Annotated in this window: 17 protein-coding genes; 10 read left to right on the top strand and 7 right to left on the bottom strand. The window is 75.2% G+C overall.

What is annotated here, in order from left to right; genetic code table 11:
* Positions 1–22: 22 nt before the first annotated feature.
* Entirely contained in the window at positions 23–670 is a 648-nt protein-coding gene (locus K1J57_RS07015; protein ID WP_220563650.1) for a TetR/AcrR family transcriptional regulator, read from the bottom strand.
* Between the two features lie 1,076 nt (positions 671–1,746).
* Here K1J57_RS07015 and K1J57_RS07010 point away from each other — a divergent pair.
* Both K1J57_RS07010 and K1J57_RS07005 read left to right on the top strand, forming a co-directional pair.
* Positions 1,747–2,964, top strand: a complete 1,218-nt coding sequence (locus K1J57_RS07010) for an MFS transporter (RefSeq protein ID WP_220563649.1) — start codon at positions 1,747–1,749, stop codon at positions 2,962–2,964.
* Positions 2,965–3,052: 88 nt separating this feature from the next.
* A complete protein-coding gene (locus K1J57_RS07005; RefSeq protein WP_220563648.1) occupies positions 3,053–3,937 on the top strand; it encodes a LysR family transcriptional regulator in 885 nt (294 codons plus the stop codon).
* A 258-nt stretch (positions 3,938–4,195) separates the two neighbouring features.
* Here K1J57_RS07005 and K1J57_RS07000 read toward each other — a convergent pair whose 3' ends face one another.
* On the bottom strand, positions 4,196–5,164 hold the full coding sequence (locus K1J57_RS07000) for an NmrA family NAD(P)-binding protein (RefSeq protein ID WP_220563647.1): 969 nt from the start codon (positions 5,162–5,164) through the stop codon (positions 4,196–4,198).
* Positions 5,165–5,341: 177 nt separating this feature from the next.
* On the opposite strand from K1J57_RS07000, the gene K1J57_RS06995 reads away from it, so the two are divergent.
* Complete coding sequence (locus K1J57_RS06995) at positions 5,342–6,637, top strand: D-arabinono-1,4-lactone oxidase (protein ID WP_220563646.1); 1,296 nt, start codon at positions 5,342–5,344, stop codon at positions 6,635–6,637.
* 196 nt (positions 6,638–6,833) lie between these two features.
* Here the strand turns inward: K1J57_RS06995 and K1J57_RS06990 are convergent, their stop codons facing one another.
* The 3 genes from K1J57_RS06990 to K1J57_RS06980 all read right to left on the bottom strand — a co-directional run bounded on the left by K1J57_RS06990 (position 6,834) and on the right by K1J57_RS06980 (position 9,568).
* Entirely contained in the window at positions 6,834–7,925 is a 1,092-nt protein-coding gene (locus K1J57_RS06990; protein ID WP_220563645.1) for a winged helix DNA-binding domain-containing protein, read from the bottom strand.
* A gap of 99 nt (positions 7,926–8,024) precedes the next feature.
* Positions 8,025–8,981 (bottom strand): hypothetical protein, encoded by a 957-nt coding sequence (locus K1J57_RS06985; protein ID WP_220563644.1) that lies wholly within the window; start codon positions 8,979–8,981, stop codon positions 8,025–8,027.
* 35 nt (positions 8,982–9,016) lie between these two features.
* Positions 9,017–9,568: a TetR/AcrR family transcriptional regulator gene (locus tag K1J57_RS06980; RefSeq protein ID WP_220563643.1), complete on the bottom strand. Its 552-nt coding sequence runs from the start codon at positions 9,566–9,568 to the stop codon at positions 9,017–9,019.
* An 89-nt stretch (positions 9,569–9,657) separates the two neighbouring features.
* Between K1J57_RS06980 and K1J57_RS06975 the strand changes: the two genes are divergently transcribed.
* The 4 genes from K1J57_RS06975 (at position 9,658) to K1J57_RS06960 (ending at position 12,463) form a co-directional block, all read left to right on the top strand.
* Positions 9,658–10,254 carry a DUF2867 domain-containing protein gene (locus K1J57_RS06975; protein WP_220563642.1) on the top strand — a complete coding sequence of 199 codons (597 nt, stop codon included), beginning with the start codon at positions 9,658–9,660 and terminating at the stop codon, positions 10,252–10,254.
* 44 nt (positions 10,255–10,298) lie between these two features.
* Positions 10,299–10,766, top strand: coding sequence for a DUF6463 family protein (locus K1J57_RS06970; RefSeq protein WP_220563641.1), 468 nt, complete (start codon positions 10,299–10,301; stop codon positions 10,764–10,766).
* Between the two features lie 394 nt (positions 10,767–11,160).
* Positions 11,161–11,940: a sporulation protein gene (locus K1J57_RS06965; protein WP_220563640.1), complete on the top strand. Its 780-nt coding sequence runs from the start codon at positions 11,161–11,163 to the stop codon at positions 11,938–11,940.
* A gap of 88 nt (positions 11,941–12,028) precedes the next feature.
* Positions 12,029–12,463: a DUF4240 domain-containing protein gene (locus tag K1J57_RS06960; protein WP_220563639.1), complete on the top strand. Its 435-nt coding sequence runs from the start codon at positions 12,029–12,031 to the stop codon at positions 12,461–12,463.
* Here the strand turns inward: K1J57_RS06960 and K1J57_RS06955 are convergent.
* Complete coding sequence (locus K1J57_RS06955; RefSeq protein WP_220563638.1) at positions 12,427–13,356, bottom strand: 1-aminocyclopropane-1-carboxylate deaminase/D-cysteine desulfhydrase; 930 nt, start codon at positions 13,354–13,356, stop codon at positions 12,427–12,429. The genes K1J57_RS06960 and K1J57_RS06955 overlap by 37 nt on opposite strands.
* A 67-nt stretch (positions 13,357–13,423) precedes the next feature.
* On the opposite strand from K1J57_RS06955, the gene K1J57_RS06950 reads away from it, so the two are divergent.
* The 3 genes from K1J57_RS06950 to K1J57_RS06940 all read left to right on the top strand — a co-directional run bounded on the left by K1J57_RS06950 (position 13,424) and on the right by K1J57_RS06940 (position 17,153).
* On the top strand, positions 13,424–14,512 hold the full coding sequence (locus K1J57_RS06950) for a sugar diacid recognition domain-containing protein (protein WP_220563637.1): 1,089 nt from the start codon (positions 13,424–13,426) through the stop codon (positions 14,510–14,512).
* A 70-nt stretch (positions 14,513–14,582) separates the two neighbouring features.
* Entirely contained in the window at positions 14,583–15,779 is a 1,197-nt protein-coding gene (locus tag K1J57_RS06945) for a glycerate kinase (protein ID WP_220563636.1), read from the top strand.
* 12 nt (positions 15,780–15,791) lie between these two features.
* Positions 15,792–17,153: a GntP family permease gene (locus K1J57_RS06940; protein ID WP_220563635.1), complete on the top strand. Its 1,362-nt coding sequence runs from the start codon at positions 15,792–15,794 to the stop codon at positions 17,151–17,153.
* Between the two features lie 75 nt (positions 17,154–17,228).
* Here K1J57_RS06940 and K1J57_RS06935 read toward each other — a convergent pair whose 3' ends face one another.
* Positions 17,229–18,098 (bottom strand): sulfite exporter TauE/SafE family protein, encoded by an 870-nt coding sequence (locus K1J57_RS06935; RefSeq protein WP_220563634.1) that lies wholly within the window; start codon positions 18,096–18,098, stop codon positions 17,229–17,231.
* Positions 18,099–18,109: the final 11 nt, after the last annotated feature.

Raw genomic sequence — 18,109 nt, 5'->3', positions numbered from 1 at the left:
CCGATGGGGAGCGCGGACGCGCTCAGGCCGTGCCGTAGCCGTCGCGGGTGACGGTGAGGATGCGCTCCAGCAGTTCGGACCAGACCCGGCGGGAGCCGTCGTCGACGACCCCCCCGGTGATCCGCTGCCAGTGCTCCACGACGACGGAGCCGCCGCCGATGATCGCGCCGCACATGAGGTCGACCGTGAGCGGGTCGGCCTGCGGGTGGCGGCGCATCACGATCGCCGACAACCGCGTGCCCACGTCGGTCATCGCCCGCTCGAACAGGGCGGCGCGGCCGGCCGAGGGCGTGCCGTGGCCCTGCTCGACGAAGCGCTTGAGGCGGGTGATGGGGGTGAGCAGGTCGGTGCCGCGGATGGCGTCGGCCAGGGAGTCGAAGATGTTCGCGTCACCGCCGTCGGGTGCCGCGTCGAGGTTGGCGCCGATGCCGTCGACGATCTCCTCCAGCATCCGGCCGAACACCTCCAGGAGGATGTCGTCCAGCGAGCGGAAGTGGTTGAACACCGTCCGCCGGGAGACGTCGGCGCGCTCGGCGAGCTGGTCGACGGTGAAGCCGGTGTCCCCCCGCTCGGCCGCCAGCGCGGCCGCGGCGTCGATGATGGCCCGGCGGTGGCGGGACTTCAGTGCCTCGCGCCGGCCGGTAGCGGGTGGAATGGGCCGATCGTTCACTGTTCCACGCTAAACACCGCAATGCACTGAGTGCAACGACGCACTGAGTGCACCCTGTCACATTCGCCCCCCTTCGAACCCACCCCAGGGGTTCCCCACCCGACCGGAAACCCCAGCCCCAGAGGCTTTCCCACCCGACCGGGGCGGGCCGGCCACCCCCGGAAGCCATCGCAGCCTCCCACCCCCTGAAGGGCCCCACCCGGGGCCGGCCATAGCCGGAGGGCATCGCACCTCCTCCGCCGCAGGGGGTTCCCCACCCGACCGGTGTGGCCCGCCACAGCCGTGTCAGGCCAGTGGGGCCCCTGACCCCAGGGGGTCTTCGCCGAGGTAGTTGTAGGTTTCCAAGAGGCCGGCCGCTTGGAAACGGCGGTCCGCACCGGGTGGGCCCGGCCCCGGCCGCAGTCGGTGTCCGGCAGACCACCAGGGGGAATCGTTGGGCTCCCGCCCGGGGTGGTGGGGGTGTGACTGCCGGAGCCGGGTGCACGCGGAGCGCGCACACCCGCACCGCCTGGAAAGGTTGGGGGCGCCGGCGGCGGTGCGGGGGCTCCACGCTGTTGCCTACTCCCGCACGTGACCGCGGTACGGACGGGAGCGGGGGTGAAAGCCGCACGTACCCGCGCCCCCGGCCCCAGACCGGGCACAGGACCGCACACCTCAGCTCTGGGGGGTGAAAGCCGCACACACCCGCGACATCAGCCAGAGGGGGGTTGGGGAGGAAGGACCGCGACCCCCGCCCCAGGGGGCGTTGCCGCACGTACCCGGAAGCCCGGTCCCAAACCGGGCACCGGACCGCACACCTCAGCCCCCCCCCGGGGGCGAAGGCCGCACGTACCCACAGCCCCAAGCCCCAGGGGGTGGGGGGAGAAGAACCGCGCACCTCAGCTCTGGGGGTGAAGGCCGCACACACCCACTGGTCGAATTCGACGTCCCCTGAGGGGGAACGCTTTTTCCGAAGCCCTTCACGGGTCGATGTATTCCAACAGAAAAGCGTGCCGGAGACATGCATCACGGATCACGATGGATCCCATGAAAAGAATGCATTGGACGCCCGGGATTCGCGCGCCGACCATGAATACATGACGAACCCCCTTTCCGTCTCCGGACAGAATGCGGCCGGCCGCGAACGCCGCCGCACCACCTCCTCCGCCCTCCCGGTCATGGCCGTGGCCGCGGGCCTGTCCGTGGCGGGCAACTACTTCGCCCAGCCCCTCCTGGGCCTGCTCGGCTCGGAGCTGGGCATGTCGACGACCACCGCGGGCCTCACCGTCGCCGCGGCCCAGGTCGGCTACGCGGTCGGCCTGGGCCTGCTGGTCCCCCTCGGCGACCGCTACGCGCGGCGCGGCCTGGCCGCGACCCTGCTCGCGGCCACCGGGCTCCTCCTGGCCCTGGCGGGCGCGGCGCCCACCGGGTGGCTGCTCCTCGCCGCCACCGCCCTGGCCGCCGTCACCTCCGTCGGCGCCCAGGTCCTCGTCCCCTTCGCCGCCGAACTGGCCCCGCCGCACCGCCGGGCCCGCGACATCGGCGTCGTCATGGCCGGGGTCCTCGCCGGCGGCCTGGTCGGCCGGGCCGCCTCCGGCCTGGTGGCCGAACTCGCCGGGTGGCGGACGGTCTACTGGGTCACCGCCGTCCTGCTCCTGGCCGTCGCCGCCGTCGTCTGGCGGGTCCTGCCCGGTGGCGGGGGCGACCGCGGCGAGGCCACGCGCCCGCTGCGCCTGTGGCGTTCCACCGCGGCCCTGCTGGTCGACCTGCCCGCGCTGCGCCGACCCATCGCGACCGCCGCGCTGGCCATGGCCTCCTTCACCGTCCACCTGACCGTCGTGACCCTGCTCCTGGTCGACGCCCCCTACGGCTGGACGCCCGCGGTCATCGGGTTGGTCGGCCTCATCGGCGTGATCGGCCCCCTGGCCATGCCGCTGGCCGGACGCCTGGTCGACCGCGGCCACCCGCGCGCCGTGCTGGTCACCGGGCTGGTGCTGGCGGCCACGGGGTGGGCCGTGATGCTCCCCGCCCAGAACGGCGGCATCGCCTGGCTGCTCGTGGGCCTGGTCCTGCTCAACGCGGGCCAGACGGCGGTGCTCAACGCCTCCCAGACCACCGCCTACGAGCTGCGGCCGCAGGCGCGCAGCCGGATCAACGCCGTCTTCATGACCCTGTTCTTCGCCGGGGGTGCCGTCGGCGGGGCGCTCGTCCCCGTGGTCTGGGTGAACGCCCACTGGACCGGGGCCTGCCTGCTGGGGGCCGGCCTGGTCGCCCTGGGCCTGCTCGTCGCCCTCGCCCCACGGCGCCGGGGCTGAGCCCCCGCCGTCCCGGGCTCCACCGTCCCCGGCCGGGGCCCCACGGCCGCCGCGGAGACCGGCCCCGCGGCGGCCGTACGCTACCGCCATGGAACTCCAGCAGATGCGCTACGTGGTCGCCATCGCCGAGACCAACAGCTTCACCCGGGCCGCCGAACGCTGCCTGGTCGCCCAGTCCGCGCTCAGCCACCAGGTCGCGCGGCTGGAGCGGGAGCTGGGGGCCAGGCTCTTCGAGCGCACCAGCCGCCGGGTGCGGCTGACCGCGGCCGGGGCGGCCTTCCTCCCCGAGGCCCGCCGCTGCCTGGAGGCCGCCGAACGCGCGGCGGCGGAGGTCGCCGCCGCCGTCGGCGAAGTGCGGGGGCCGCTGGAGGTGGGCCTGATCCCCACCGTCGCCGCGGTCGACGTCCCCCGTGCCCTGCGCGACTTCCGCCGCAGGTACCCGCAGGTGCGCATCGGCCTGCGGGTGGGCGCCAGCGACGACCTCGTCGAACAGGTCAAGGCGGGTGAGATCGAGGTGGCCTTCCTGGGGCTGCCCACCACCGCCCGGCCCCAGGGCGTCAACGTCCGCGAGCTGGGCCGGGACCGGCACGTCGCAGTGGTCGCCCCCGACCATCCGCTGGCCGAGGGGACGGAGGTGAGCCTGGAGCGGTTGGTCGACGAGGTGTTCGTCGACATGCCCGCCGGAACGGCCGGGCGCGTCCAGTCCGACCAGGCCTTCGAGGCCGCGGGCCTGGACCGCGACGTCGCGTTCGAGGTGAGCTCGGCCGAGTACATGGCCAGGCTGGTCGGGGAGGGGTTGGGGGTGGCGCTGCTGCCCGCCGCCTACGTGCCGCAGCTGACGGGGGTGACCACCCTGGAGGTCACCGACGCGACGGGGCGCGTGGAGTATGTCGTCTGGGCGCGGACCGGGGCCACGCCCGCGGCCCGCGCCTTCCTCGACATCATCGACACCGCCGGCGCGGCCACGGACTGAACCCGCCGTCCGGGTCCGCTTTCCGGTTTCGCCGACCGGGACCGCTGCCCGGACCCACCGTCCGGACCCGCAGGGCGCGTCCTCCTTCCGGTCCTGCCTTCCGGCCCTGCCGTTCGGACCCGTCAGGCGGGTCCTCCGGCCGGTCCCACCTTCCGGCCCTGCCGTTCGGTCCCGCCGGGCGGGCCCACCTTCCGGCCCCGTCAGCGCACCCGCGCTCGCGCCCACGGCCCGCACCCGCGCCCACAGCCCACACAGGCGTCAGCGGGTGCGCAGCCACGCCTCCAGGGTCAGCAGCCCCGGGTGCCGGGCCCGCAGTGCGGCGAGGTCGGCCCGGAACCCCTTGCCGTTGATCCACGCGTACATCTTGGCGACCTCCGGGCTCCGCTCCCGCAACTCGGCGTCGGGCAGCCGCTCGAAGCGCGTCGGAACGCCGTCGGCCGCGGCGAACAGCTCGGCGATCCGCCGCACCGGGAGCTCGTCCCCGGCGATGTCGATCCGGCGGCCGGCGAACTCGGCGGGTGCCCCGAACACCGCCGCGGCGATCCGCCCGATGTCGGCGAGCGCGATCAGCTGGAGCGGGGTTTCCGCGTCCAGGGCGGCCGGCACGACCCGCTCGCCGGTCTCCACCCGCTCCCCGGCGGCCGAGCCGGCCCCCACCCGCTTCCCGGTGGCCACCTGCTCCCCCTGCTCCCCGACAACCACCCGCTCCCCAGCTCCCACCGACTCCCCGCCCCCGTGGCCCGGCCGCGGCAGCGCGTACCGCCAGTTCTCCATGAAGTACACCGGGCGCAGCACCGTGGCCGGGACCCCCGCGGACTCCACGTACGCCTCGATCTCCGCCTTGCTCTCGAAGTGCGCCACCCCCGACCCCTGCCCGGCGGCCGCGGCCGAGGTGTAGACCAGGTGGGCGGCCCCCGCCGCGGCCGCCGCGTCGGCGACGTTCCGGCCCCGGCGCACCTCCGTGGCCGGGTCGGGGTCGGCCAGGTCGCAGGGCTGGACGCTGAAGACCCCGTGCGCGCCCCGGGCCGCCGCGCGCAGCGACCCCGGGTCGTCGAGGTCGCCGACGACCGGCTCCGCGCCCAGCGCGGCCAGGGCCCGGGCCGCGGGGGCCTCCGGGGAGCGGACCAGGGCGCGCACGCCCCATCCGCGGTCGAGCAGGGCGCGGGCGACGGCGCCGCCCTGGCCGCCGGTCGCGCCCGTCACCAGAACGGTCCTCTTCTCCTGCACGCCGATTCCCTTTCTCCTTTTCCGAATTTCCGTGACCAGCATCCCGGGGAACCTCCGGACGCGTCCAATATCCTTTTTTCATTCCAGCGATCGAAAAAGCGGATGGGAGGCGGTGAGGCCCCCGGAACAGGGCCCGGTTCGGTAGCGTGGGCTCCCGCCGCACCCCCAGGAGGGCCCATGTCCACCCCGCCCGTCCCACCCACCCCGCCCGCCCCGTCCACCCCACCCGCTCCGGTCCGCAACTGGGCCGGGAACCTCACCTACGCCAGCTCCCGCATCCACCGGCCCGCCGACCCCGACGCCTTGCGCGCCCTGGTCCGCGACACCCCCCGGATCCGGGCGCTGGGCAGCGGCCACTCCTTCAACCGGGTCGCCGACTCCGACCACGACCTGGTGTGCCTGGACGGCCTACCCCGGGAGATCGACGTGGACCCGGGGGCCGCCACCGTCACCGTCTCCGCCGGAACCCGTTACGCCGAACTCGCCGCGGAGCTGCACCGGCAGGGGTTCGCCCTGGCCAACCTGGCCTCGCTGCCGCACATCTCGGTGGCGGGGTCCTGCGCCACCGGCACCCACGGGTCCGGGGACCGGCTGCGCTGCCTGGCCGCCGCGGTGCGCGGGCTCGAACTCCTGGGGCCCGGCGGGGAGACCGTGCGGCTGGGTCGGGAGACCGACCCGGAGGTGTTCCCGGGAGCGGTGGTGGCCCTGGGGGCGCTGGGCGTCGTCACCCGGCTCACCCTTGAGGTCGAACCGGCCTTCGAGGTGTCCCAGCGGGTGCGCCTCGACGTGCCGCTCGCGGAGGCCGCCGCCGACTTCGACGCGGTGTTCGGCGCCGCGTACAGCGTCAGCCTGTTCACCGACTGGAGCGGGGGCGTCGGCCGGGTCTGGCTCAAGCACCGCGTGGGCGACCCGGAGGGCTCCTGGGCGGGAGGGCGGCCCGCGGACACCCCGCAGCACCCGGTCCCGGGGATGCCCGCCGGGCCGGCCACCGAGCAGTTGGGCGCGGTCGGCCCCTGGTCCGAGCGGCTGCCGCACTTCCGGTCCGGGTTCGCGCCGAGCGCGGGGGAGGAGCTGCAGTCCGAGTTCTACCTGCCGCGGGCGGCGGCCGCCGAGGGCTTCGCCGCCCTGCGCGGCCTGGGGGAGCGGATCGCCCCGGTGCTGCACATCTCCGAGGTGCGCACGGTGCGCGCCGACGACCTGTGGCTCAGCCCGGCGTACGGCCGCGACTCGGTGGCGTTCCACTTCACCTGGCGGCGGATGCCGGAGGCGGTGGCCCCGGTGCTGGCGGCGGTGGAGGAGCGCCTGGCGCCCCTGGGGGCGCGACCGCACTGGGGCAAGCTCAGCACCCTGTCCCCGGCGGACGTCGCCGCCTCCTACGAACGGGCCGCGGACTTCGCAGGGCTGCTGGAGCGGTTCGACCCGGAGGGGAAGTTCCGCAACGCCTTCACGGACGCGTACTTCCCCCGGTCCTGAGGCCCCGGTCCCACCCGGACCCGAGGCCCCCGTCCCGAGGCCCCGCTCGAATACAGGGCTCGGCGAACCCCCTCGCACCGAGCCCTTCCCCGGACCTGAGACCTCCCCCGGATCCGAGGCTTCCCCCCGTTCCGAGACCCCGATCCCACCCGGGACCCTCCCACCCCACCCCACCCCGCCCTACCCCCCCCGGGGCTCAGCCGTCGATACGCACGCGGCGAGACCCGCCGTCGGACAGGAACGCCGACAGCTCCTCGGCCTGTTCGGCGACGGCGTCCCGTTCCGCCGCGGTGAGCGGGCGCAGCGGGGCGACGGACACGGTGTCGTCCCTGCTCGTCCAGGTCGCGGTGACCCGGCCGTCCACCAGCACCACGCGCTCGCCGGCCACGGACAGGCCGCGGTGCTCGTCGTCGATGATCCGGCCGCGGTACTGGTAGCCCAGGACGGCGTTGTCGAACGCGGGGAGGAACCGCACCGGCGCGGTGGTGTCGGGGTCGGGCAGCGGGGCGCCGGGCAGGTCCAGCAGCTCGCGGCCGTTCGCGTCGCGGAAGGACACCAGCTCGTCGCGGACCGCGGCCACCGCGGCGGGCAGCCCGGCCACACCGCACCACGCGCGCAGGTCGCTGGAGGTGGCGGGCCCGTAGGCGGCGAGGTAGCGCCGCACGAGCTCCCGACCGACCGGGTCGGTGCCGTCGGGGTCGTGGGGGGCGGGCTCGCGACCGGTCCAGTCCGACAGGAGCGCGACCCGCACTCCCCCCTTGGTGCGCCATAGCCCGCGCGGCGGGGTCTGCACGAGCGGGATCAGCGCGGAGACCAGCATCTCGCCCAGCGCCCGCCGGTGCCCGCCGGGCCAGCGGTCGATGACCGCGTCGACGAGTTCGGCCGTGGTGCGGGGCTCACCGTCGGCCAGCACCGCCCGGCCGGCGGCCTCCAGCTCGTCCAGGTCCACGCCGTCGAGTTCCCGGCGGTAGACCCCGGTGACCTTCTGGCGCAGCATGGTGTCGAACCGGGAGCGCCAGGCCAGCACGTCCTCCGCGACCATCAGGTGGATGGTGCGGCGCATGAGGGGGAGCCGCACCACGCGGCGTCCGGCCAGCAGGTCCGACAGCGCCGGCGCCTCGAACCCGCGCAGCCGGGACCACAGGCCGACGAACGGCTCCTGCGGCTCCTGGGCCTGGAGCCCGCACAGGTGGGACACCATGTCCAGGGCCGACCGGTCGGAGGGTTCGAGCAGGCCCTGCCGGGCGAGCGAGGCGCGGTTGAGCGCCCGGTCGTCCAGAACGGTCATGGCGTGTACCTCCGTGCGTCCCTCCCGGCCCGCGCCGGGACGCCGCGTCCCCCGCGGCCTGGGACCACCCTCGCAGGCGAAGAGGTCAGGTCCGGTCCTCTACTCCCGTGCGGTGTCCCACCAGTCGAGGACGCGCAGGGCGTGGAAGGTGAGTCCCCTGGACGGCTCGCCCGGCGGGGCGTCCACCTCGAACCACACCCGGCCCTCGTACCGCTGCCGCTGGTGCCAGGTGCCGTCGGCGTCGCGGGCGGCGCGGATCAGCCCGACCGCCTCGGCCAGCCGCGGGTCGGGCGCGGTGCCCTCGTGCAGGGACGCCGCGCGGAAGTGGTCGACGGCCCTGAGCACGCTGTAGTGCCAGCGGAACGGGTAGGCGAGGTGCGTCGCCCACGGGTGCGGCTCGCCGGTGGACAGCCGCCGGAACAGGGCGCGTTCGAGCAGGTACTCCTGAGCCGCGTGCCGGGCCTCGCGCAGGGCGGCGGTGCCGCCGGTGCGGACCTCGTGGTCGAGGATGCCCCGCACGGAGTTCAGCGTGGAGTGGAACGAGGAGCGGGTCGCCCCCTCCACCCACATGCAGTTCCAGCCGCCGTCGGCGAGCCGGTGCCGGGGGAACCAGTCGGCGATCGCCGACACGTCGGCGCCCAGCCAGGCGCCGTTGGCCAGGGTGTAGGCGTTGATGCAGGCGTCGACCTCGCCGCTCCAGTACGGAAGGCCCTCGTACTCCCAGCGGGCGTTGCGCGCCAGCAGGCCCGCGGTGTCCGGCCGCAGCGCGCCGGGCTCCACGCCCCATTCGCGCAGGGCGTTGAGCGACCAGGTGGTGGCCGTCCAGGGCTGGCCGGGTTCGTCCCGGGAGGCGTCCGCGGGGAAGTAGGCGCCGCCCGCCCACAGGCCGTCGGGGTCCTGGCGGGCGAGCAGCGCCGCGCCGAAGCCCTCGTGCGGGACCCGGGCGCGGGTGGCCCGCCACACCTCCTCCGGGGCGCGCGCGAGGTCGCGCTCCACGCGCCAGCGCAGACTCGGGTCGGAGTCGAGCAGCCAGTCCAGGACAGGGGTCTCCACCATGGGGGGAGGCTACTCCGGGGCGGCGACGAAACGGCTCAGGGGCGCAGGAGGTGGTCCCCGGCGAGCACGATCGCCTCGCGGTGGGTGCGGCCCGGGTGGTCCACGGCGATGAAGTGGCGGCCGATCGCCAGCGCGAACGCCAGGGTGCAGCGCGCCTCGACCTCGTCCGGGTCGTCGATGAACCCCGCGAACATGGTGCGCAGGAAGTCCATCCTGACGTTGTCGACCCGGCGCAGCCGCTCGGCGACCGCCGGGTCCTGGCGGGCCCACTCCCGGACGGCGAGGTCGATCCGGTGCAGCTCGTCGGTGAAGGTCAGCAGCCCGGCGCGGCGGATCTTCTCGGCGGGGCTCCCGCCCTCGGCCTCGACGCGGGCCAGGACGTCGCCGGTGCAGCGGCGCTCCCACTCGTCGAGGAGTTCGGCGAGCAGGGCGGGCCGACCGTCGAAGTACCCGTAGAACCCGCCCTTGGTCACGCCGAGCCCGGCGGCCAGGGCCTCGACCCGGACCGCGTCCGGGCCGCCCCGGGCGAGGGCGTCGAGTCCTGCTTCGATCCAGCGGCCGCGCGGGGTGCGGGCGGTGGGCGGCACCTTCTCACCACCCCCGGGATGTCGTGCTCATGATGTGTACGGTACCGTACAAAAGAGATATACGGCTGCGTATAGAACGGGGGGCCGCCATGGCCCGGCGTACGATCTCCGACCACACCGCACACCCCTGGCGTATCCACGAGCTGGCCCCGGACTTCGAGGTCGAGGACGTGTGGGCGTTCCGCACCCCCGGAGCGGGCCCCGGCGACTTCCGCGCCGCGGTGGAGGCGATCCGCTCGTCCGGCGGGATCGGCCGGATGCCCTCGGCGGCGCGGTTCCTGTTCGCCGTCCGGTGGCGGCTCGGCGGGCTCCTGGGCTGGGACGACCCGGGGTCGGGCGTGGGCGGGCGGGTCCCCTCGCTGCGCGACCGCCTCCCCGCCGACCTGCTCGCCGCGCCTCGGGGGGAGGACCGGGACGACATGCCCCTGAAGGCGGTCTACGAGACCGACACCGAGGCCGTCCGCGAGCTGGCGAACCGGACCGTGCACACCCTGATGCACCTGGGCTGGGCGCGCGGGGCCGACGGCGACCACGAGCTGCTGATGGCCGTCCTCGTCAAACCCAACGGCCGGTTCGGGCGGCTGTACATGGCGGCCATCGCGCCCTTCCGGCACCTCATCGTCTACCCGGCGCTGACCCGCGGCTGGGAGCGGGCCTGGGCCGAGCGGAACGGAGGGCCGGCATGAGCGGGCGGGCGGAACAGGACACGGCGGAGCGAACGGAGCAGGGCATGGACACGGCACCGGAGGCGGGACGGAACGCGCGGACCGGGAGGGCGCCGCTGCTCTGGGGGAGCGGCATCATGATCGTGCTGGGCGTCGGACACCTGGCCCTGCTGGCGTTCGTCGACGGCGCCGTCATCGCGGCCTGGGCGGAACGGGGCCTGTGGGCGGCCGTCCCGCTCGACCTCGGGGGCGGCGCGGAGCCGACGGCGGCGCAGCTGCAGAACTCGCTCACCTTCTGGGCCGGTCCGGGGAGCTTCTCCGTCCCCCTGGTCCTGTTGGGGGCCTTGATCCGGCACCTGGTCGGACGCGGGGTGCCCGTCCCCTCGTGGGTGGGCTGGGGGACCGCGGCGTGGTGTGTCGCCGGCGGTGTCCTGCTCGTGCCGTCGCCCTACTTCCTGGGCGCCGTGGCGGGCCTGCTGGTCGTCCTCGGGGCTCGGCGGGACCGGCTCCGGGAGTCCGCGGCCGCCGCGTGACCGGCCCCGGACCGGCCACACGGTCCGCCCGGGCCGCACCGACCCCACGGACCACACCGACCCCACGGGCCGCACCGGCCGTACGGGCAGCGCCTGCCGCACCGACCCCACAGCTCGCGTGGTCCGCACCGGCCCCACGGGCCGCGCGGTCCGCACCGACCCCATGGGCCGCACGGTCCACACCGACCGCACCGGCCCCGCGGACCGCACCGGCCCCGCGGACCGCACCGGCCGCGCGGTCCGCACCGGCCGCGCCGACCCCACGGACCGCACGGGCCGCGGCCGGTCCGGGCCGTTCGGGAACCCGCCGCGGGTACGGCCTCGTTGACCCTTGCGAGGGAGCCGGGTTCCGGGCCGCGAGGCGGCCTCCGCCGCTCTCCGGGAAGGACGCGTCATGGTCTTCAGGTACCTCCTCTCGGTACTCGGGACCGGATGTCCCAAGGTGGACACCGTGCTGGACGACCCGCACCGGCGGCCCGGCGAGCTGCTCCAGGGGCGCCTGGAGCTGACCGGGGGCGAGCTGGACTGGGAGATCGCCGAGGTGGCGCACGTCCTCGTCGCCCGCTTCGGCGACGGCGAGGAGTCGGAGTTCGCCCGGGTGCCCCTCATGGGCGCGATGACCCTGGACGCGGAGCGGCGGCTGGTCGTGCCGTTCGCCTACCGGGTCCCCTGGGCCGCGCCGCCGACCCGCCTGGACGGGACCGACCTGGCCGGGGTCGAGTTGGGCCTGCGCACCGACGTCGTCATAGACGACGCCCTCGACGAGGGCGACCTGGACCCGGTGCACGTCCACCCGCTGCCGCTGCACGAGCGCCTGCTGGAGGGGATGGAGAGCGCCGGGTTCGAGCGGCGCGGCGGGCACGCGGCCCGGGGCGGACTGCCCGGCGACCCCGGGCGGGCGCGCTTCCACCGGGCGCTGCGCTACACCGACGGCACCGTCGACCTGGACCTGCTGCTGTCCACCGCCGAGGAGGGCGTGGCGGTGGCGTTCGCGGCCGACGGGATGCTGGCGGAGTACGCGGCGGGCCGGGCCGAGCCCCGCTGGTTCCACGCCCGCCACGAGGACGCCGACCGCGAGGACTGGCGGCGCCGCGTGGGCGAGTGGATCGGGTACACCCTGGACCGCGACGGCGACGGCGAGGCGTACGCGCGCAAGGGCGGCGCACAGGGGTGAGCCCGCGGGCGCCCTCCGGCCCGCCGACGCCCTCCGCCGGCCCTCCGGTCCCCGGGGCCTGTCGGAACCCTCCGGCAGGATCGGGGCCATGACCGAGGACACCTTCTGGCGGCTGATCGACGAGGGCCGCGCCGCCGCCCCCGGTCCGGACCCCGACCACCTGGCCGACCACCTCGTCGGGCTGCTGTCGCGCGGCCCGGTGTTCATGATCACCGGCTTCGCCGAGCGGCTCTCCGAGGCCCTGTACCGGCTGGACCGGCGCGAGTACGGGGAGGACCTGTCCTCCGACGTGTTCCTGTACACCCGCGCGGCGGTCGTCGCCGACGGCCGCGCGGCCTACGAGGGGGTGCCGGCCGACCCGGTGCTCTTCGTCCCCTACGCCGAGGAGCCGATCTGGGCCGAACCGCTGCTCTACGTACCGGACCGCGCCTACGAGGACTTCACCGGCGAGGAGTGGCAGCGCCGGACCCGGTACTCCTACGAGTCCTACTCCAACCGCGGGGGCTGGACCGGCGGGGCCTGAGCCCGGAACTCCGCGGGACCGGTCACCAGGGCGACCACCGTGGTCCCCGGGCGCAGGCGGCCGCGGGCGGCCAGGTCGTAGATCCCGGCGAGCATCTTGGCCACGTAGACCCGCTCCGGCTCCAGCCCGTGCCGGTCCCGGAAGTCGTCGATGAACGCCCGCAGCCCGTCCGGACACCGGGCGTACCCGCCGAAGTGGTAGCCGGTCTCGATCTCCCAGTTCCCGCCGGACACCCCCGCCTCCCGCTGGAGCCGCCGCACCTCGTCGGCGAGGAAGCCCCCGCCCTTCAGCACCGAGAACCCCAGCGCCCGCCGCCCCGGGCCCAGCCCGGCGGCGACCCCGGCGAGGGTGCCCCCGGTGCCGCAGGCGCAGCACAGCACGTCGAAGCCGGTGTCGATCTCCGCGGCGACGGGCACGCAGCCCAGCACCGCCTCGGCGTTGCTGCCGCCCTCGGGCAGCAGGTGGAAGTCACCGAACCGCTCGCGCAGCCCCGCGATCACCCCGGGCGTGTGCTTGTCCCGGTAGGTCGCCCGGTCCAGGTGGACCAGCCGCATCCCCTGGGCCGCCGCGTACTCCAGCACGGGGTTGAGCGGCCGGTGCTCCTCCCCGCGGATCACCCCGACGGTCGCGAACCCGCAGGCCCGGCCGGCGGCGGCCACCGCCCGGATGTGGTTGGAGTAGGCGCCGCCGAAGGTCAGCAGGGTCGTGGCCCCGGCTTCGTGCGCCCGCACCAGGTTGCGGTGGAGCTTGCGCCACTTGTTGCCGGGCACCTCGGGGTGGATGAGGTCCTCACGCTTGAGCAGCAGCCGCACCCCGTGCAGCCGGGGGTCGCGGACCTCCTCCAGCGGGGAGGGCAGTCGGGCCGTCAGGTGGCCGCACCCGGTGGACTCCATCCCGCCAGCGTAGGGACCCCGGCGCGGGGGGCGGGACCCGGTCCCGGGGCTCCCTATCCTGGTGGCCATGGCAGAAAACGCCGGCCGGACGCCGTTGAGCGGGGAACTCGCCCAGCGGGTGGTCGATCTCATCGCACCGACGATCAGCCACAACATCAACGTGATGGACGAGCACGGCACGATCATCGCCTGCCTGGACCCCGAACGCCTCGGCACCCTGCACCGGGGCGCCCAGCGGGTCATCGCCGAGGGCCGGCCCGTCCTCATCACCTCGCCCGAACCCGGCACCTCCGACCGGCCCGGTGCCAACGAGCCGCTGGTCATCGACGGCGAGCTGCGCGGCGCCGTGGGCATCACCGGCGACCCCCGGGAGGTCGCCCCGCTCGCCCGTGTGGTGGCGCTGACCGTGCAGCTGCTCATCGCGCAGGAGGACGAGCAGGACGCCGCCACCCGTCGCCACACCGAGGCCCGCGACCTCATCGCCGCCCTGGCCTCGGGCACCGCCTCCGCGGAGTCGGCCCGGGCCCGGCTGGCCGCCGCGGGGCTGGCCCCGCCCTGGTCGCTGGCGCTGTGGACGGCCGGGACGCCCCGGCCGGACGCGGCCGCGGCCCCGCCGCCGCTGGCCGACACCGCCGTGGCCCGGCTCAACACCGATCTCGGCCACCGGTCGGCCGTGCTGCACGGCGCCCTGTGGCTGGTGGGCTCGGGGGCGGCGCCCGACCTCCCCCTGCCCGCCGGCGTCCGGCACACCGCCACCGAGCCCACCGACGACGTCGAGGCGCTGCTGGCCCACGCCGAGGAGTCGCGGGCGCTGTGCCGCTACGCCGGGCTCATCCCGGTCCTGGGGGACACCGAGCCGTGGTCGCGCGACATCGCCGTGGCCGTGGCCCACCTGCCCCGGCGCAGCCTGGAGCACCTGGCCGGGCGCGCGTCGGTGCTGAGCGAGGCGCAGCGGCGCACCCTGCTGGCGGTGGCGACGACCACCTCCATGCAGGCGGCGGCGGACTCGGTGTACGTCCACCGCAACACGCTGCTCCAGCGGGTGGAGCGGATCCGCGCGACCACGGGGGCGGACATCCGCCGCGCCGACCACCTGGCCGCGTTGCAGATGGCTCTCTACGCGCGTGAAGCCTTGTGCGTTTCGCACACAGACTGAACAAGAAGTCACAGGAAGTCTGGGCGAGACGACGTCGAATCGCACGGGGTTTCTTCTTAGGCTCTCCGACATGTCCAACGCGTTGCAGGTACATGACCAGGACTTTCCCGTCCGTGTCGCCATCGTCCCGGACTCCTTCAAGGGCAGCGCCCGGGCCGTGGACGTGGCGGCGGCCATGGAGAGGGGCGTCCGCGACGCCTTCGGCGCCGCGGGCATCGAGGCGACCGTCCACACCCTCCCGTTCGCGGACGGGGGAGAGGGGACCCTCGACGCGCTCCTGGGAGCCTGGGGCGCCGAGGCGCTCACGGTGGACACCACCGACGCCCTCGGCCGACCGGTACGGGCCCGCTACGGCCTGTCCCCGGACGGCCGGACCGGGGTCATCGAGGCGGCCGAGGCCAACGGCCTGCCCCTGGTCTCCGACGTGCCCCTGCGCCCGCTGACCGCCACCACCCGGGGCATCGGCCCCCTGGTCACGGCTCTGCTGGACGCCGGGGTCGAGGAGATCCTCCTGTGCATCGGGGGGTCGGCCACCACCGACGGCGGCACCGGCCTGCTCCGCGCGCTCGGCGCGCGCCTGCTGGACCGGGACGGGCGGGAACTCCCCGACGGGGGCGGGAGCCTCACCGAACTGGACCGTTTGGACACCTCCGGGCTCGATCCGCGCGCCCGGGCCGTACGCTGGCGCATCGCCTGCGACGTCACCAACCCCCTCGTCGGCGACCGGGGGGCCGCCGCGGTCTTCGGGCCGCAGAAGGGCGCCGGCCCCGACGACGTGCGCGTTCTGGACGCCGGGCTGGACCGCCTGGCCGAGGTCCTCGCGCAGGCCACCGGCGAGGACGTCCGCGACCGCCCCGGCCTGGGGGCGGCGGGCGGCCTGCCCGCCCCGCTCACGGCGCTGTTGGGCGCCGAGGTCGTCCCCGGGTCCCGCATGGTCGCCGACGTCCTGGACGCCGAACGCCTCATGGCCGCCGCCGACCTCGTCCTGACGGGGGAGGGCCGGTTCGACGGCCAGTCCCTGGGCGGCAAGGTCGTCGACGCCGTCCGCCGCCTCGCCCCGGCGGGACGCCCCGTCGTGGTCATCGCCGGAGACGTCTCGGTCACCCCCGAGGAACTCCGGCGGTCGGGCGTCACCGCCGCCTTCTCCACCGCCCGGGGCCCCCGCACCCTGGAACGGATGAGCGAGGAGGTCCTCGCCGACATCGAGTGGACGACCTCCAACTGCTGCCGGCTCCTCGCCCACCACTTCGCATCCCCGCACGCCTAAGGAACACCGACCGTGACCTCGTTGCTCATCCTCCTCGTCCTGGTGGCGGCCATCGTGCTCGTCACCGCGCGCTGGAAGGTCAGCCCCTTCCTCGCGCTCATCGGCGCCGCCCTCATCGGGGCCTTCGCCTACCGCATCCCGATGGGCGAGGTCGTCACCACCGTGACGACCGCCTTCGGCAACACCCTGGGCAACATCGGCCTGGTGATCCTGTTCGGCACCATGATCGGCGTGATCCTGGAGCGCTCCGGCGCCGCGATCGCGATGGCCGAGGCGCTGATCAAGGTGCTCGGCACCCGCTTCCCGAACCTGACGATGTCCCTGATCGGCTACATCGTCTCCATCCCGGTGTTCTGCGACTCCGGCTACGTCATCCTCAACTCGCTGCGCAAGGCCGTGACCCTGCGCACCGGCGTGTCCACCCTGGCCACCTCGATCGCGCTGATGACCGGCCTGTACGCCACGCACACCCTGGTCCCGCCGACCCCGGGCCCGCTGGCCGCCGCCGAGAACCTCGGCGTCTCCGACAACCTGGGCATGATCATCGCCCTGGGCCTGCCGGTGGCCGCCGTCGCCGCCGTCGCCGGCCTGGTCTTCGCGAGCACGTTCTCCCGCAAGGAGTTCACGCCGCTGCCCGCGGAGAACGACGACGACCTCACCCGGCAGTCCTACGAGGAGCTGCGCGAGAGCTACGGCCGGCTGCCCGGCGCCTTCGTCTCGTTCCTGCCGATCGTGGTGCCGCTGGCGCTGATCTGCACCTCCTCGATCGTCAAGCTGCCGAGCCGCCCGCTCGGCGAGGGGGCCGCCTTCGACGTCCTCGGCTTCCTGGGCACCCCGGTCATCGCCCTCATCATCGGCCTGGCCGTCGCCGCGCTGCTGCTGCGCGGGCACGGCAAGCTGGAGCGCTTCAACGACCACGTCCAGGAGTCGATCCGGGTCTCGGCCCCGATCCTGCTCATCACCGGCGCCGGCGCCGCCTTCGGCGGCGTGCTGGCCGCCTCGCCGCTGACCGGCTTCCTGTCGGACAACCTCAGCGGCCTGGGCCTGGGCCTGGCGGTGCCGTTCATCATCGCCGCCGCGCTCAAGACCGCGCAGGGCTCGTCCACGGTGTCGATCGTCAGCACCTCGGCCCTGATCGCGCCGATGCTGGGCTCGCTCGGCCTCGACTCCCCGGAGGGGATGATCCTGAGCGTGCTGGCGACCGGTGCCGGAGCGATGGTCGTCTCGCACGCCAACGACTCCTACTTCTGGGTCGTCTCCCAGCTGAGCCGGATCCCGGTGGCGACCGCCTACCGGACCCTCAGCGTGGCGACCGCCATCGAGGGCACCGCGGCCTTCGCGACCATCTGGGTGATCGGGCTCTTCCTGCTCTGACCCCGTGTCCGCGAGCGTCGGGCCCCGCCGTACGGCGGGGCCCGACGTGTTCTCCGGAGCCGTCCGGGGGCTCCCTCACGCGCCCGCCCGCAGGGGCGCGAGGGGGCAGTACTCCCCGAGCAGGCGGCAGACCGCGCCCAGGGCGGCCACGGCGGCCGCCGTGGCGGCGAGGACGGCGCCGAACGGCGCGGGCAGCTCCATGGCCAGCACGAGGACGCCCATCACCAGGACGAAGACCCCGAAGCCCCGGCGCAGCGCGGCTTCGGGCACCCGGGAGGCCAGGCGCGTGCCGACCAGCGACCCCGCCACGGCCGCGGCGGTGACGGCGGCGACCAGCGCCCAGTCCGGGCTCACCGAGGCCAGGTAGCCGGTGAGCCCCGCGAAGGACTTCATGGCGATCACGAGCAGGGAGGTCCCCACCGCGACCGGCATGGGCAGGCCGCCGAGCAGCGCCAGGGCGGGCACCACGAGGAAGCCGCCCCCGGCTCCGACCAGGCCGGTCACGGCGCCGACGGCCAGGCCGTCGGCGAGGATCCGCCACAGCGGCGGCTCCCCGCGCCGCTCCCCGCCCCCGGCGGGGGACCCCCTGCCCCGCAGCATGGCTGCGGCGGTGGCGACCATCATGAGCGCGAAGGCCACCATCAGGACGGTGCCGGGTACGTGCCCGCCCGCCAGGCCGCCGAGGAAGGCGCCCCCCATGCCCGCGGCGCCGAAGAGCAGCCCGGTCCGCCAGCGGACGTTGCCGCGGCGGGCGTGGGCGAACGCGCCGACCAGCGAGGTGGCGCCGACCACGACCAGCGAGACCGCGATGGCCTCCTTGGGCGGCAGGCCCGCGACGTAGGCCAGCAGCGGGACCATCAGGATGGACCCCCCGCCGCCGAGCAGCCCGAGCGTGAGGCCCACCACCGCGGTGAGGCCGACGACGAGGATCACCGGGAACTCCACACTTCACTCCT

The organism is Nocardiopsis sp. MT53 (assembly GCF_019598965.1).
GTDB lineage: Bacteria > Actinomycetota > Actinomycetes > Streptosporangiales > Streptosporangiaceae > Nocardiopsis > Nocardiopsis changdeensis.
The sequence above is the reverse complement of the archived record's forward strand: the minus strand, read 5'-3'. Positions and strand labels throughout refer to the sequence as shown.

What these genes read in the sequence shown, in the direction of transcription:
- K1J57_RS06955 (WP_220563638.1), bottom strand. Translation starts at nt 13,356, where the DNA reads ATGGAGTCCACCGGGTGCGGCCACCTGACGGCCCGACTGCCCTCCCCG.
- K1J57_RS07005 (WP_220563648.1), top strand. Translation starts at nt 3,053, where the DNA reads ATGGAACTCCAGCAGATGCGCTACGTGGTCGCCATCGCCGAGACCAAC.
- K1J57_RS06945 (WP_220563636.1), top strand. Translation starts at nt 14,583, where the DNA reads ATGTCCAACGCGTTGCAGGTACATGACCAGGACTTTCCCGTCCGTGTC.
- K1J57_RS06985 (WP_220563644.1), bottom strand. Translation starts at nt 8,981, where the DNA reads ATGGTGGAGACCCCTGTCCTGGACTGGCTGCTCGACTCCGACCCGAGT.
- K1J57_RS06960 (WP_220563639.1), top strand. Translation starts at nt 12,029, where the DNA reads ATGACCGAGGACACCTTCTGGCGGCTGATCGACGAGGGCCGCGCCGCC.
- K1J57_RS06975 (WP_220563642.1), top strand. Translation starts at nt 9,658, where the DNA reads ATGGCCCGGCGTACGATCTCCGACCACACCGCACACCCCTGGCGTATC.
- K1J57_RS06965 (WP_220563640.1), top strand. Translation starts at nt 11,161, where the DNA reads ATGGTCTTCAGGTACCTCCTCTCGGTACTCGGGACCGGATGTCCCAAG.
- K1J57_RS06970 (WP_220563641.1), top strand. Translation starts at nt 10,299, where the DNA reads ATGGACACGGCACCGGAGGCGGGACGGAACGCGCGGACCGGGAGGGCG.
- K1J57_RS06990 (WP_220563645.1), bottom strand. Translation starts at nt 7,925, where the DNA reads ATGACCGTTCTGGACGACCGGGCGCTCAACCGCGCCTCGCTCGCCCGG.
- K1J57_RS06995 (WP_220563646.1), top strand. Translation starts at nt 5,342, where the DNA reads ATGTCCACCCCGCCCGTCCCACCCACCCCGCCCGCCCCGTCCACCCCA.
- K1J57_RS07010 (WP_220563649.1), top strand. Translation starts at nt 1,747, where the DNA reads ATGACGAACCCCCTTTCCGTCTCCGGACAGAATGCGGCCGGCCGCGAA.
- K1J57_RS06950 (WP_220563637.1), top strand. Translation starts at nt 13,424, where the DNA reads ATGGCAGAAAACGCCGGCCGGACGCCGTTGAGCGGGGAACTCGCCCAG.